The sequence below is a fragment of the Ruegeria sp. BG7 genome (assembly GCF_056535685.1).
The window spans coordinates 1472501-1486231 of record NZ_JBQFIU010000001.1; the positions used below are offsets into that span (position 1 = coordinate 1472501).

At 57.3% G+C, this 13731-nt stretch carries 15 protein-coding genes and 1 tRNA gene (1 of these 16 running past the window's edge); 10 read left to right on the forward strand and 6 right to left on the reverse strand.

All coding sequences use genetic code 11. The annotated features are described in order from the left end of the window. Positions 1–992, forward strand: the 3' portion of a protein-coding gene (locus ACR3EH_RS07365; protein WP_171184224.1) for a 5-oxoprolinase subunit C family protein. 7 nt of this gene lie to the left of the window's left edge; only the last 992 of its 999 coding nucleotides appear in the window; its start codon lies beyond the left edge, outside the window; it ends in the stop codon at positions 990–992. Positions 993–1004: 12 nt separating this feature from the next. Further along, positions 1005–1766: a LamB/YcsF family protein gene (locus ACR3EH_RS07370; protein ID WP_171184222.1), complete on the forward strand. Its 762-nt coding sequence runs from the start codon at positions 1005–1007 to the stop codon at positions 1764–1766. Between the two features lie 88 nt (positions 1767–1854). On the opposite strand, the gene ACR3EH_RS07375 is transcribed toward ACR3EH_RS07370, so the two are convergent. Both ACR3EH_RS07375 and ACR3EH_RS07380 read right to left on the reverse strand, forming a co-directional pair. Continuing rightward, positions 1855–3243, reverse strand: a complete 1389-nt coding sequence (locus ACR3EH_RS07375; RefSeq protein WP_171676883.1) for a D-alanyl-D-alanine carboxypeptidase family protein — start codon at positions 3241–3243, stop codon at positions 1855–1857. Positions 3244–3523: 280 nt separating this feature from the next. After that, positions 3524–4225 (reverse strand): HAD family hydrolase, encoded by a 702-nt coding sequence (locus ACR3EH_RS07380; RefSeq protein WP_171093377.1) that lies wholly within the window; start codon positions 4223–4225, stop codon positions 3524–3526. Between the two features lie 93 nt (positions 4226–4318). On the opposite strand from ACR3EH_RS07380, the gene clpS reads away from it, so the two are divergent. The 4 genes from clpS to hemF are packed head-to-tail and all read left to right on the forward strand — an operon-like array spanning position 4319 to position 7399. Then, positions 4319–4660 (forward strand): ATP-dependent Clp protease adapter ClpS, encoded by a 342-nt coding sequence (gene clpS, locus ACR3EH_RS07385; protein WP_171093379.1) that lies wholly within the window; start codon positions 4319–4321, stop codon positions 4658–4660. 46 nt (positions 4661–4706) lie between these two features. Then, a complete protein-coding gene (locus ACR3EH_RS07390) occupies positions 4707–5672 on the forward strand; it encodes a class I SAM-dependent methyltransferase (RefSeq protein ID WP_171184218.1) in 966 nt (321 codons plus the stop codon). 36 nt (positions 5673–5708) lie between these two features. Beyond that, positions 5709–6509 carry an SDR family NAD(P)-dependent oxidoreductase gene (locus ACR3EH_RS07395; protein ID WP_171184216.1) on the forward strand — a complete coding sequence of 267 codons (801 nt, stop codon included), beginning with the start codon at positions 5709–5711 and terminating at the stop codon, positions 6507–6509. Positions 6510–6514: 5 nt separating this feature from the next. After that, a complete protein-coding gene (hemF, locus tag ACR3EH_RS07400) occupies positions 6515–7399 on the forward strand; it encodes an oxygen-dependent coproporphyrinogen oxidase (protein ID WP_171184214.1) in 885 nt (294 codons plus the stop codon). A 3-nt stretch (positions 7400–7402) separates the two neighbouring features. Here hemF and ACR3EH_RS07405 read toward each other — a convergent pair whose 3' ends face one another. Then, the gene (locus ACR3EH_RS07405; RefSeq protein ID WP_253284752.1) at positions 7403–7759 is read right to left on the reverse strand and encodes a hypothetical protein; all 357 of its coding nucleotides are present in this window, start codon (positions 7757–7759) and stop codon (positions 7403–7405) included. Positions 7760–7993: 234 nt separating this feature from the next. Here ACR3EH_RS07405 and ACR3EH_RS07410 point away from each other — a divergent pair, with 234 nt between their 5' ends. Both ACR3EH_RS07410 and ACR3EH_RS07415 read left to right on the forward strand, forming a co-directional pair. Then, the gene (locus ACR3EH_RS07410; protein WP_171184212.1) at positions 7994–8506 is read left to right on the forward strand and encodes a toxin-activating lysine-acyltransferase; all 513 of its coding nucleotides are present in this window, start codon (positions 7994–7996) and stop codon (positions 8504–8506) included. Then, entirely contained in the window at positions 8507–9433 is a 927-nt protein-coding gene (locus tag ACR3EH_RS07415; RefSeq protein WP_171184210.1) for a Hint domain-containing protein, read from the forward strand. 2 nt (positions 9434–9435) lie between these two features. Here the strand turns inward: ACR3EH_RS07415 and modC are convergent, their stop codons facing one another. From modC to modA, 3 genes are read right to left on the reverse strand one after another with little or no spacing between them, the layout of a single operon-like run. Further along, positions 9436–10536, reverse strand: a complete 1101-nt coding sequence (gene modC, locus ACR3EH_RS07420; RefSeq protein ID WP_171184209.1) for a molybdenum ABC transporter ATP-binding protein — start codon at positions 10534–10536, stop codon at positions 9436–9438. Next, complete coding sequence (modB, locus tag ACR3EH_RS07425; protein ID WP_171184206.1) at positions 10533–11225, reverse strand: molybdate ABC transporter permease subunit; 693 nt, start codon at positions 11223–11225, stop codon at positions 10533–10535. The genes modC and modB overlap by 4 nt, the downstream gene beginning before the upstream one ends. 5 nt (positions 11226–11230) lie before the next feature. Then, the gene (gene modA, locus ACR3EH_RS07430) at positions 11231–12010 is read right to left on the reverse strand and encodes a molybdate ABC transporter substrate-binding protein (protein ID WP_253762253.1); all 780 of its coding nucleotides are present in this window, start codon (positions 12008–12010) and stop codon (positions 11231–11233) included. 307 nt (positions 12011–12317) lie between these two features. Between modA and ACR3EH_RS07435 the strand changes: the two genes are divergently transcribed. Together ACR3EH_RS07435 and ACR3EH_RS07440 are read left to right on the forward strand one after the other, a co-directional pair. Beyond that, a tRNA-Val gene (locus ACR3EH_RS07435) sits at positions 12318–12393 on the forward strand. Positions 12394–12710: 317 nt separating this feature from the next. Further along, positions 12711–13532 (forward strand): site-specific integrase, encoded by an 822-nt coding sequence (locus ACR3EH_RS07440; protein ID WP_216600422.1) that lies wholly within the window; start codon positions 12711–12713, stop codon positions 13530–13532. Positions 13533–13731: the final 199 nt, after the last annotated feature.

A 13731-nucleotide genomic window follows, 5' to 3' on the forward strand; every position in this document is an offset into this window, starting at 1 on the left:
TGATTGTCCGTCGGATCGGCCCCTCATGCACAATACAAGATCAGGGGCGCATTGGGTATCTGGATCAGGGTTTGTCCCGCTCTGGCGCTGCCGACATATTCGCTTTGCATGAAGGGGCTGCGTTGCTGGGGCAGAGCCCGGACCTTGCGGCGCTGGAAATGGCCGGGATGGGAGGCGAATTCGAAGCCGCGCAAGATATGCACATCGCTTTGACCGGTGCACCAATGCAGGTGACCGTTGATGGTAGCCCTGTGGCCTGGAATGCGTCGCATCATTTGGTCGCCGGGCAAAGACTGGTCATCGGGGCCGCTGTGAAAGGGAATTACGGCTATCTTCATTTAGGGGGTGGAATAGAGTCTGAGGTTTTTCTGGGATCGCGGGCGGCGCATTTAACGGCGCGGATCGGTCAAGCGATACAACAGGGCGACAGGCTGAGCTGTGGCCCTCATGCGGGTAAGAGCGGGTTGAAACTGCAGCCCGCTGATCGGTTTTCAGGTGGCACGTTGCGTGTGGTGGCCAGCTTTCAAACACCGCTGTTCGATCAGGCGACGTTGGATCGGTTTGCTGCGACCACATTCCGACGCGGTGCACGCGCAAACCGGATGGGGATGCAAGTGGACAGTAACGGCGACGGGTTCGCGGCATCGGGGCAGTTGAACATATTGTCCGAAGTAATCACCCCAGGCGATATTCAAATGACCGGCACAGGTGATCCGTTCATTCTGTTGCCAGAGTGCCAGACCACTGGAGGTTATCCTCGTATCGCAACCGTTTTGCCCTGCGATATGCCCTGTGCGGCACAGACACCTGCGGGCGGTTCCATCCATTTCGAATTTGTCAGCATGGAAGAGGCCAACGCGTTACACACAGCCTTCCTGTCAGATCTTGCGCGCCTGCCTTCGCGGGTTGAACCTCTGGTACGTGACCCGCATGACATACCGGACCTGTTGTCCTACCAATTGATCGGCGGAGTGATCTCTGCCACCGATTAAGGAGATATGCCAATGCCAAGCGTCGATCTGAACGCTGATATGGGGGAAAGCTTTGGCCCCTGGAAGATGGGCGATGACGAAAGCTTGTTGAAAATCATCACCTCTGCCAACATCGCCTGTGGGTTTCACGCAGGCGACCCGGATGTGATGGCTACGACAATGCAATTGGCAGCTGAGAACAATGTGGGCATTGGTGCGCATCCCGGCTTTCCCGATCTGCAAGGCTTTGGTCGCCGGAACATGAAAGTGCCCCATGACGCGTTGCGCAATCTGGTCCGGTACCAGCTGGGTGCCGCGATGGGCATGGCAAAGGCGGTCGGCACAAAAGTTCGGCATCTCAAGCTGCACGGCGCGTTGGCCAATATGTGCTCGGTCGATATTGATATGGCGCGGGCCTGCTATCAGGGCGCTTTGGATGTGGACCCCGACATCATTGTCATGGTGCTTGCGGTCACAAAGCAGGAAGACGCAGTGCGCGAACTTGGCTGCAAATGGGTGGGCGAGATCTTTGCCGACCGCGCCTACAATGACGATGGCACCTTGGTCGACCGAAGCCTGCCCGGTGCCGTGATCCATGACGCTGATGTGGCTGGTCCACGTATTCTTAACATGGTCCGCGAAGGCGCGATCATAACGGAAAGCGGCAAACGGCTAGAGACCTCCATCGACACGATTTGTCTGCATGGGGACGGACCAACTGCGGTTCAGATCGCCCGTTCCGTCAGGGAAAGCCTGATCAGCGGCGGCGTCGAGGTGACGAAGTTCGTCCGGTAATCTTACATACCTTTAGTGCTGCGTTGTCATGAAAAAAGGGCTGTGGAGAACCACAGCCCAGACCCAACAGGAGAGTATTTGCCGGACCTTATGATGGTCCGATCATGAAACAGGTCACATTGCGGGCCTGTAACCGACGACACGCCAGATCGGCCTGCTCGCGGGTCATGCCCTGAAAAGTTGCGTCAAACCCGCGCGAGCTTTGGTTCACCTTGCGCAGCGTGCCCTCCAGCGTCGTCATTTCTGACAAAGCGGTTTTCAGCAGAACCTTCTCGGCCTCATACCGTGTGGTGTAACGCCCCACATTGACGCCCCACAGATGCCCGCCAGACGAAGAAAGCCGGGTGACAACTTCCTGCTCGGGCTCGGGTTGCTTCGCCGTTTCGGTTGAGGCCAGCACCAGATCGGACGGGCGTTGCGCCGGGCGTGTACCCGTTGCTTGTTCAGGCGTGGTGGTCGACGCGATATCTGCCTGGGCGATTGCCGCTGCGATACCGTTGGTGATCCGGTCGCGATTCTGATCTGCTGTCGCCGCCACTGCATTTGCAACCTGTGTCGAAGCGCTTGGGCGCACAACCGGACGCAGGCTGGTTTTGGGAGGCCCACTCAGGCGTGCAACCTGTGTGCCCAATCCTGCATTCCCCGCATAAGCCGGGCGTGCCGGTTTGCGAATAGGTGCACGCGACGGGGCACGACGGAAACCCAGATCCAAAAGCTCGGCAACTTTGGCATTGCGCGATGCGCCCGACTTTCCACCAAAAACGGTCGCTATGATCCGTTCATTTTTGCGCTTGGCTGACGCCACCAGGTTGAACCCAGCAGCGCGCGTATACCCGGTTTTGATGCCATCTGCACCTTTGTAAGCGGCCAGCAGGCGACGATTGGTATTTGGTACAGTCTTGATCCCGGCATGTGTCGATTGACGCGAGAACAGGTTATAATACTGCGGGTAATCATACAGCAGGTGCCGTCCCAGCGTGGTCATGTCACGCGCGGTGGACAAATGCCCCGACTCGGTCAGACCATGCGCGTTCTTGAAAGTGGTACGGCTCATCCCCATGGCTTTCGCGGTGCGGGTCATACGGCGGGCAAAAGCTGCCTCGGACCCGCTGATGGCGATCCCGATAGCAGTTGCCGCGTCATTGGCTGATTTCACCGCAGACGCTCGGATCAGATACCGGAAAGCAATCGTCTGTCCTGTCCGCAGGCCCAGCTTGGACGGCGGCTCAGCCGCAGCTTTCTTGGTGATCCGAACGGGGGTATCCAGCGTGATCTCACCGTTTCGCACCGCTTCGAACGCAATATAAAGCGTCATCATCTTGGTCAGCGATGCCGGATGCAGCCGCGTATCGGCATTGCGCGAATGCAAAACCTCACCGGTGCGGGCGTCAATTACCATTGCCGCGTAGGGTGCCGCCATGGGCTTGAGCGGCGCAAACGCCAGCGCACATAGCATCGCTATAAGGAATAAGCCCATTCGGGCCGGAACTGTCCGCCGAATCTGCACGATCTTTGCCTCTGTCTGCCTCGCGCCGCCGGGTTTTCCCGGTCGGCAAAATATATTTTATTGCGTTAAAGGCTAACACAGGGGGGGCATAAAAGAAACTGAAAGCTGCGCTTTTCGCGATTTCGTCATATGCGCCACAAAGCGCTATATGTAGATAAACCAATCGCGCAGACCCACCAAATGCGCGATTGTGGCATCGCTTTGCCAGAGCACAACAAGGTTTTTCCGGGACTGCGGCCAAAAGGCAACATCATCTCAAACTGCACACCAGATCGGCCAAGTCGCCCAAATCGCGCAGCTCGCGGAATCGCGGGCTGTCAACCGGGGCGTCAGCGTGCTCAACCTCCCACACCAGACCGTGTGGCACATAAACCCCCCAGCATCCGGCCTGAATCGGGGCCACCACATCCGAGCGCATGGAATTGCCGACCATCATCGCAGACGCCGGACCATCCCCGTGGGATTCGAAAATCGTCTGATAAGTTTCTGCGGTCTTTTCCGACACAATCTCGACCCCATCGAACAAGTCGCCAAGCCCGGATTGGGCCAGTTTACGCTCTTGATCGATCAGGTCGCCTTTGGTGATGAGTATGACCCGGTACGCGTCGGACACGCTCTCAATCGCATCACGGGCATGCGGCAACAGCTCGATCGGATGTGCCAGCATCTCTTGCCCGGCATCGATCAATTGCCGAATAACCGAGGCCGGAACACGATCTTCTGTCACTTCGATGGCGGTTTCGATCATCGACAGAACGAATCCCTTTATCCCATACCCATAGTGACGAATGTTGCGCTTTTCCGCGGCCAGAAGACGCTCCATCAGGTGATCCCGGTCAGCGTGATCCGCCAGCAATTCAGCAAAATGGGCCTGCGTCAGCTGGAAAAACCGTTCGTTGTGCCAAAGGGTATCATCTGCATCAAACCCGATTGTGGTCAGTTTTTCCGTCATCTTATTTACGTCCGCTTGCTCTTTTCACCGGCCATGCCCACGTTATATAAGCGCCAAGATAAACCCCAAGCCTGAATCGGACAGTTACACACGATGCTGGAAAAGACCTGGATGATGTCTGACACACCGGACGACGACGGAGACGCGTCAGTCCTGCTGCAGACGCGCCCAAAAACCAAGCGTCCGCCCCTGTACAAGGTGCTGTTGCTGAACGACGATTACACGCCGATGGAATTTGTCGTGCACGTGCTGGAGCGTTTTTTTGGCATGACCCACGCCCAAGCGTTCGAAATCATGCTGACCGTTCACAAAAAGGGCGTGGCCGTTGTCGGCGTCTTCAGCCATGAGATTGCCGAGACCAAAGTTGGCCAGGTGATGGATTTTGCCCGCAGGCACCAGCACCCGCTGCAATGCACCATGGAACGCGAAGAATAAGGCGCCCCGCCTGTCGCGCCCTCTCCTTTCTCTGCCGGAATTGCCCATGTCCCCTCGCCTGGTACTTGCATTGCAAAACGGTTTGTCGCTGTCGCAACCGCTAACTGTGATCGGCCCGGTGCCAGACCACAACCTGTCAGCGCTCCCCGCTGACGCGCAGGTGGTGCAACCGTTCAAACCTTTTCACGATCATTTTGCGGCGCAAGGCTTTGACACGGTGCCCGAAGCGGACGCACCCTGTCAGGACGCTATCGTGTTTTTGCCACGTGCCAAGGCGCTGGCGCGCGCGATGATCCAGCGGGCGTGTTCACGGGCTGCTGGGGTTGTCGTGGTCGATGGTGCCAAGACTGATGGGGTGGACAGCATATTGAAAGATGTGCGCAAGCGGGTTGATGTCGTGGGCCCCCTGTCCAAAGCACATGGCAAGATTTTCTGGTTTCAGGCTGATGCTTCTGCTTTCGAAGACTGGGCCGCGCCTACGGCGCAGATGGTCGGCGGTTTTCATACAGCGCCGGGGGTGTTTTCGGCAGATGGGATCGACCCGGCCTCGGCCATGTTGTTGAAGTCGCTGCCTTCCAAACTGGGCGCTCGCGTGGCTGATCTGGGCGCGGGTTGGGGTTTTTTGTCCGCAGACGTATTGAAGCGCGATGACGTCAAGTCTTTGCATCTGGTAGAGGCGGATCAGACCGCTCTGACATGCGCGCGCAAGAACGCTTCTGACCCAAGGGCTCAGTTCTATTGGGCAGATGCCGTCACTTGGACAGCACCCGAACCCATCGACACCGTTGTCATGAACCCCCCGTTTCACACCTCGCGCAACGCGGACCCGGCTCTGGGTCAGGGATTTATCGTCTCAGCCGCACGCAATCTAACCCGCAACGGAACCCTTTGGATGGTGGCCAATCGCCACCTGCCCTACGAGACCACACTGAACGAACATTTCGCTCAGGTCACTGAAATTGCCGGAGACAACCGGTTCAAGGTGCTTCAGGCCTCTCGCCCTCGGCGTTAAGGCTCGCTAACCTGCCCCCAATTCAGGAGGATTCGGATGTCCTTTTCCATCGCTGGCAAGACAGCAATCGTAACGGGCGGAGCCAATGGCATCGGGCTGGCCATCGGACGCCATTTCGCGGATGCAGGTGCAAATGTCATGTTCGCCGACATGGACGAAAAGCGCCTGGTCGATGAATTGGGCGAACAGGCAGAAGACGGAAATATCCGTTATTTCGCGGGCGATCTGCGCGAAAAACTGACCATAGCAAACCTGCTATCGGCCACTTTGGATGCTTTTGATCAGGTTGACATCCTGATCAATGGAGCGCGGCAAGTGATCCCTTCGGACCCATTGGACCCTGATGACGACTCGGTGCGCACCCTGCTGAACCAGAACCTGATGCCGGCCCTACGGCTGAGCCAATTGGTTGCGAAACGCATGATCAAACAGGCGGACGGGGACGAGGAAAACCTTGCCGGGTCGATCATCAACCTTTCGTCCATCGCAGCCCGCCGAACACATCCCGACCTGATGGCCTATTCCGTGTCGACTGCGGCGCTGGATCAAATGACCCGATCTCTTGCAGTTGCGCTTGCACCGAACCGTATTCGGGTCAACTCGATCGCATTGGGTTCGGTCATGAGCGCATCGCTACAATCGACCCTCAAGGAAAACCGGGACTTCCGAGACGATATCGAAAAGCACACGCCGCTGGCCCGTATCGCTTCGGCAACAGAGCTGACTGAAACCGCGCAGTTTCTGGCATCCGATGCAGCCGGTTTCATCACAGGTCAGATCCTGACAATCGACGGCGGGCGTACATTGCTTGACCCCGTAGCTGCCCCAGCCCACTAAGACACATGTTCGATACAGAAAAATCCACTGCCTCCGCCTGGTTCCGACAACTGCGCGACGATATTGTCTCTGCGTTTGAAGCCCTTGAAGACAGCCACGACACTGGACCGTTTTCCGATGCAAAACCCAGTCGGTTCGAGGTCAAAGAAACCAAGCGCCAGTCTGAGGATGGCTTGGATGCAGGGGGCGGGTTGATGTCTGTGATGCGTGGCGGTCGCGTGTTCGAGAAAGTTGGCGTCAACATCTCGACCGTCTACGGCACATTGGGTGAACGCGCGCAGCACGCAATGGCGGCGCGCAAGGGCATCCCCGGCATGACCGAGGATCCCCGTTTCTGGGCCTCGGGGATCAGCCTGGTGGCGCATATGCAAAACCCTCATGTCCCTGCGGTGCACATGAACACACGCATGTTCTGGACCCCACACGCCTGGTGGTTCGGTGGCGGATCGGACCTGAACCCCTGCATTGAATATGATGATGACACACGCCATTTCCACGCCACCCAAAAATACCATCTGGATCCGCATGGCGTCGCGCATTATCCGCGCCTGAAAGACTGGGCAGACGAGTATTTCTATATCCCTCACCGCAAACGTGCACGAGGCGTGGGTGGAATTTTCATGGATGACTACTGCACCGGTGACTGGCAGGCCGACTTTGCCCTGACTCAGGACATCGGTCGTGCCTTCCTGCCTGCCTTCCTGCCATTGGTTGAAAAACGGCGCGTTCAGGGTTTTTCGAACGCGGACAAGAACACCCAGCTGGTGCATCGCGGCCTTTATGCCGAATACAACCTGGTCTACGACCGTGGCACCAAGTTCGGGCTGGAAACCGGACATGACCCGGATGCGGTTCTGATGAGCCTGCCGCCGATGGCAAAGTGGGTCTGACGCTCAGAACGTATCCATGATGAAATTGTCATAGCAGTAATTCTGTGCCGACGACGCCGACATGTTTTCCCCAACCCGGCTAACCGTGATCGAATAACCTGGATTGGTATCGGCACCCGGAGGTGGGGTCAGCGAAAATTGCACGGTTCTGACGCCCTTTTCGTAAGCGCGCCAAATGTAGATACGCTGCGAATTTGGCACGCCCAGTGTACGAATCGCATAGTCGCCAATCCCGCACCAGTAAGTTACGGGTGCCGACGATCCAAGAGCTTTGACCTCATAGACCCCATCCGGAAGCGCTGTAATCTCGGTTCGAAATTGTGGCCGGATGTCCAGCCCGAAGCCTACCGCGTCGGCCATTGCGGGCATCAAAGCAAGCGCAGTTGGGGCGAAAATCCTTACAAATTGCATAACTTGAATATCCCGAGAATTGATCATGAGTACTTTGAACATAGCGGCAGCAGTCTTTGAGTAAAGTGGTGCAAACCTGCCTCGACGGTGACTGGGTGGCGCAAGGAATTTTTTCTACCCTTATTGCGCAGAGACGGTACAATAGACCTAAGTTTATGGTTTTAATCATATAATGGCGATCCTGTGAGCAAGAGCTTTCCAAAGGACTGGTTCGATTTCCCGCCCGAGAAATACGCTGACCTTGGCGCGATGTTCTATCTGGCGGGACTTACAAAAACTCATCAGAAACGCACCCTTGCACAGGTGCTGTATGCGTTCGAGACGCCGTTCCGCCTTGGTCAGTATCACATCTTCCGGCAAAACGGATTTCCCCGTGGCTTTGTCACCTTTGCCGGGCTTAGCACTGAGGCCGAGTACCGCTATGCAGTGCAGGAAAAACCGTTGAAGGAAGCGGATTTTACCGGTGGGCCTTCCTTTTGGATCGTTGATCTGGTCGCCCCTTTTGGACAGACGAGCCAGATTGTTGATATCCTCAAGCAAGAGATCCCTCATCCGCGTGTGCGGACAAACCGGATGGACAGCGACATGACGCGAAACCGGATTGTCGAGTGGACTCGGGATCAGGCAGGCGAAGTTCATATGCGCCTGTATCGGAAACGAGAGTTTGAACAGGTGTTGCAGCAGGGCGAAGAATAGGTGGTCTCGGTTACAATCACAGGCGAATTGACCGGCGACGTGACCGGTTCCCCACCCAACGTGGCGATGGGGCAACCGACGTTGGACAATGGCACGTTTACACCCGCAACCCAGACCTGGACCATTGCAACGCCGCCCGCCAACGGCACCGCTTCGATCGACCCGAATACAGGCGAGTGGACCTATACGGTAGACCCAGCCTTTTTTGACAGTCTGGACAACGGGCAGGTGGTTTTCGATACCTTCTTCATCAGTGTAACGGGCACCACGCTGATTGGGCCGTTCACCGTGCCGTTTTCCAACGATCCGGACCCTGTGGCTGTCACGATCAGGATCGAAGGTGTGTGCTTTGCCGCCGGTACGTTGATCGAAACCGAGGACGGCCCGCAGGCCATTGAAACACTGCGCGTGGGCCACAAGGTGGCAACCGCAGATCACGGGCTGCAACCTATTCGCTGGATTGAAAGCAGTGTGCTTGCGCCCGAACGATTATGCACAGAACCTGCAATGCAGCCGGTTCGAATCTCGGCAGGAAGTCTGGGGCCAAACACACCGTGCCGGGACCTTCTGGTTTCGCAACAACACCGCATTCTGGTGAAAGGGCCAAAGGTGGATTTGCTGTTTGGCGCTGCCGAGGCGCTGGTGGCTGCAAAACATTTATGCGACTGGCCGGGCATTTTTGTGGATGCCTCTGTGGAGGCGGTAGAGTACCTGCATATCTTGTTGGATCGGCACGAAATTCTGAATGCGGAAGGGGCGCAAGCTGAAAGCCTGTTTCTGGGGGAAGAAGCGCTTTACACTCTGTCCTCCGACGCGCTTCGGGAACTCGCTGCAATCTTTCCGGACCAGCCAGCCTCGGGTCACACCGGATTTGGCCGCGCCGCGCGTTTGATCCTGCGCGAACATGAGGCGCGCGCGCTTGCCTGAATTTACTGGCCCGCCCCGATACGCCCGCCAACATCCTGCGGCGCCAAGGCAACCGTCTTGATCACCGCGTGACATGGGCTGCCCACCTGCAAGTTTAGCGCCGCAACTGATCGACGTGTGACGCGTGCCAGAACACTACCTGCCGGGGTTGTGACGGAAACAATTGCACCAGGCCCCTCACCCGACCGGATCGAGGCCACCGAACCGCTGAGCACGTTCAACGCAGACAATCCCTCGGGCTTTTGGTTAGACAAGATCACCTCTTGCGCCGGGATACGGATGCGCAATTGCGCCCCGACGTCATGCGCAATGCGCGGCAGGAACAATCGTGCGCCGTTGGCATTCAACTCTGTCAGCCCGTCAGCGTGGTGCTGCGCGACCTGAACTTCCAAAACGGCCCCAACTGCGCGCACCCCTGCGGGGGCCACCGAAGGATCGGCTAAAACCTCGGAAGCGGGCCCATGACGCACGGCTTTTCCGTCTTGAAGCGCAACAACCGAGGTCGCCAGACGCGCGACCTCAGCCGCCGAGTGGGTTACATAGAGAATAGGAACCGACACCTCGTCCCTGAGACGTTCGAAATACGGCAGAATTTCCGCTTTCCGCGCTTCGTCCAGCGCAGCCAGAGGCTCGTCCGCAAGAATAAGGCGGGGACTTGCCAGTAGCGCCCGCCCGATAGCCACGCGTTGTTTCTCGCCCCCAGACAACCCGGCTGGACGGCGATCCAGCAGGTGGCCAATGCCCAGCATAGCAATGACCTTCTCAGGATCTTCCCGCTGCGCCCTTTTCGGAGCAAACCAGCGACCGTAAGCCAGATTTTGCCGTACGGTCAGATGGGGAAATAACCGCCCTTCCTGAAAAATATACCCCAAACGCCGACGGTGCGGCGGCAGCCATTGTCCGCGATCTGTGTCGAACAAAACCCAATCCTCGACCGCCACGCGGCCCGCCTCGGGCCGCAGCAGCCCAGCCACTGCATTGACGATGGTCGTCTTGCCCGACCCCGACCGCCCAAACAAAACGGTCACTCCGGGCGGTGCCTCAAAGCGGACATCCAGATCGAGATCCGGCAAACGATGTTGCAACCGAACGGAAAGGCTCATGACCCGGCCACCCGTGCAGCAGCGCGCCGTCCGACGTATTCTGACAAAAGAAGCGCGCTCATCGCGATAACGATTGAGATAAGAACCAGTCGCGTTGCCGCCGCCTCCCCGCCCGGCACCTGCAGGAATGCATAGACCGCGGACGGAAGCGTTTGGGTCTGGCCGGGGATGTTAGACACAAACGTGATGGTGGCCCCGAATTCGCCCATTGCCTTGGCAAAGGCAAGAATTGCACCGGCAATGACCCCCGGCAGGATCATCGGCAAGGTCACTGTCAGAAAAACCATCGGGCGTGACGCCCCCAGCGTGGCCCCTGCCTGTTCCAGCTTTTGATCCACCGCTTCGATGGACAAGCGTATGGCCCGGACCATCAACGGGAATGCCATGATCCCGGCAGCCAGCGCTGCCCCGGTCCAGCGAAACGCGACAACGATCCCGAACTCTGCCAGAACACGCCCAAGCGGCCCTTGAATGCCAAATGTCAGCAACAACAGATACCCCGTGACGACAGGTGGCAGGATCAGGGGCAAATGCACCAGACCATTCAACACCTGACGGCCGGGAAACCGCCAGCGGGCCAGCGCGTAGGCTACGAATATGCCAAACGGCAATGTCGCCAGCGTCGCCCAGAACGACACGCGCAGAGACAGCTTTAACGCTTCAACTTCGGCAGGGCCCAACCAGTCCACGAGGATCACCCGCCCGGCAGGGAAAACCCCTGCTCTTGAAAAACGGACAACGCCGCATCGCCGCGCAAATGATCCAGAAAGGCCTGTGCTCTACCCTGTGCAGATGATGTGACGGCCGCTGGATATATGATCTCAGGATGCAGGTCGTCGGGAAACGTCGCCAAAACACTGACCCGTGTTTCCACCTGTGCATCTGATCGATACACAATACCCAAGGGCGCAGCCCCTGCCGCCACAAGTGCCAGAGCTGAGCGCACATTGTCGGTCTGCGCCACATGGTCCTGTAATGCGTCCCATTGATTCAGGTTTTGCAACGCGGCTTTGCCGTAGATACCTGCTGGCACGGCATCAACCAGGGCCATCGCCAGAAAACCGCCATTCAATTCAGCCTTTAGGTCGTGACCAGGTTGGATCTCTCCCCAACTTTCTCGACCTGTCGCACCAATCACAACCAGACCATTGCCCAGCAAATCCACCCGTGAATTCGCCCGGATCAAACCGTCCTGCTCCAGTATGTCCATCCAGTCAGGATTCGCCGAGATGAACACGTCCGCAGGCGCGCCCTGCTGAATTTGTCTCGCCAGTACCGACGATGCCGCGTAAGAAACCGTGACACGGTGCCCCGTTTCCGTTTCATAGCTTTCAGCAATCTCGTCCAGCGCTGTCTTCAGACTCGCCGCTGCAAAAACCAAAACACCTTCGGCCCCGGCGCGGACTGGCGCCAACGCCAATACACCTAAGACCAGTGCCACCATCCAGAAACGGCGGGTGAAGGTTAGGGTCATGTACACTCCCGACCAGAAAATTGCAGTCCCTTCGGAAATATCGGAGGGTACAGCCCCCACGCAAGCGCCTTTGAGAAATTACCGAGTTCCGTGCCTCTGCGTTGCAGAAAGTCCAAAAGGGTCAAGGCGTCGATTAGACATGACCATCATCACACCGCGAATATTCAGATTTGCGGCAGCACGGGATTATTCAGTGTTCGGAACTCCAGACGGACAGGGCAACACGGATCGGCCAAACTATAGAATTCAAGAAAATCACTCAGACCCTCTTGCACCCGCCCTCAGGCTTGGCTACATGCAGCGTCACGGGTGATTAGCTCAGTTGGTAGAGCGCTTCGTTTACACCGAAGATGTCGGGAGTTCGAGTCTCTCATCACCCACCATCCTTTCCCCACATTGTATCAAAGTCTTACGCGACTAGCAGCTATAGCTGTGATGCGTATGAAGCTGTGTCCGCTGCGCCTCCGCTGCACTTAGACAGAAAAGATGTCTCCAAAACAGGAGATATGGGCCATGGCAACAATCGTAAAACGGCCTAGCGGAAAGTGGCAGGCGACGGTTAGGAAGGATGGGCAATCCCGATCTAAGTCCTTTCTAAAGCGTGCTGATGCGGCGAAGTGGGCGCGAGAGACGGAGTTGAGCGCGGACAGAGGATTGCTTACCCCAGCCCTCAGTGTGAGCGCATCCGAGATGACACTCGGTGAGTGTGCTGCGAAAATACCGAGATAACGTCACTAGCGAGAAACGGTGTGCGGACAATGAAAGCTATGCAATAAATGGGTTCCTGCGGAAGTACTCCAAGCTAGCCAACAGGAAGGTCAACAAGCTGCGATCCGCTGACTTTGTCCACTATCGTGACCAGCGCATTAAATCCATGAAGGCGGCGACTGTGGTGAGGGAACTGGGTTGGCTGCAGCACGCCCTTGATGTCGCCTGCGAGGATTGGGGGCAGAACCTGCCACAGGGGAACCTGGTCAAGCCTGTCCGGCGACCCAAGATCGACAACCGCCGCGAGAGGCGATTGCAGGAGGGAGAATGGCAGGCTTTGTTGGGTGCCGTGAACCAAGCTCGGTCTCCTTTTATGAAGCCGTTGCTGACGCTGGCTTTGGAGACCGGGATGCGACGCGGTGAATTGCTGTCGATACAATGGAGGCATGTAGGCATTGAGCGTCGGACAGTGTTCTTGCCGCAAACAAAAAACGGTCGCGCCCGTACAGTGCCTCTCAGCCCGAATGCCGTTGCCGTATTGATGGGCCTGCCACGCGGAGAGGACCGTTGTTTCCCCCTGTCTGGTAACTCTGTGCGATTGGCCTTTGAACGCCTCAGACAACGTGCAGGTGTGGTTGACCTTACATTTCATGATATTCGGCACGAGGCCGTGTCCCGCTTTGTGGAAAGCGGTTTATCGTTGGTGCAGGTCCAAATGATCAGCGGACATCGGGATTTGCGGATGCTGATGCGTTACACCCACCTGCAGGCCGATGACATCGTGGCAAAGTTGGCAGCCGTCGAACATGTCTAAATCGGCGTGATGCTGTTCAGGGTGGTCGTAGTCTCTCGATGCGTCAGTTTTTGACCACCCTTCTCCCTATCAAGCGACAACACTGCCCCCCTAGCCTTTTGGCTGTCCGGTGGCTGGCTTTCTGTCCCGCACACATTTGGAAATGACATTAACCCTTCCTCTTTGGAACACACAGGCGCTAACCCTCCGTCTTGTGAAC

Coding starts and splice junctions, on each gene's coding strand:
- ACR3EH_RS07370 (WP_171184222.1), top strand. CDS start 1,005: ATGCCAAGCGTCGATCTGAACGCTGATATGGGGGAAAGCTTTGGCCCC.
- ACR3EH_RS07375 (WP_171676883.1), bottom strand. CDS start 3,243: ATGGGCTTATTCCTTATAGCGATGCTATGTGCGCTGGCGTTTGCGCCG.
- ACR3EH_RS07380 (WP_171093377.1), bottom strand. CDS start 4,225: ATGACGGAAAAACTGACCACAATCGGGTTTGATGCAGATGATACCCTT.
- clpS (WP_171093379.1), top strand. CDS start 4,319: ATGCTGGAAAAGACCTGGATGATGTCTGACACACCGGACGACGACGGA.
- ACR3EH_RS07390 (WP_171184218.1), top strand. CDS start 4,707: ATGTCCCCTCGCCTGGTACTTGCATTGCAAAACGGTTTGTCGCTGTCG.
- ACR3EH_RS07395 (WP_171184216.1), top strand. CDS start 5,709: ATGTCCTTTTCCATCGCTGGCAAGACAGCAATCGTAACGGGCGGAGCC.
- hemF (WP_171184214.1), top strand. CDS start 6,515: ATGTTCGATACAGAAAAATCCACTGCCTCCGCCTGGTTCCGACAACTG.
- ACR3EH_RS07405 (WP_253284752.1), bottom strand. CDS start 7,759: ATGGCCGACGCGGTAGGCTTCGGGCTGGACATCCGGCCACAATTTCGA.
- modC (WP_171184209.1), bottom strand. CDS start 10,536: ATGAGCCTTTCCGTTCGGTTGCAACATCGTTTGCCGGATCTCGATCTG.
- modA (WP_253762253.1), bottom strand. CDS start 12,010: ATGACCCTAACCTTCACCCGCCGTTTCTGGATGGTGGCACTGGTCTTA.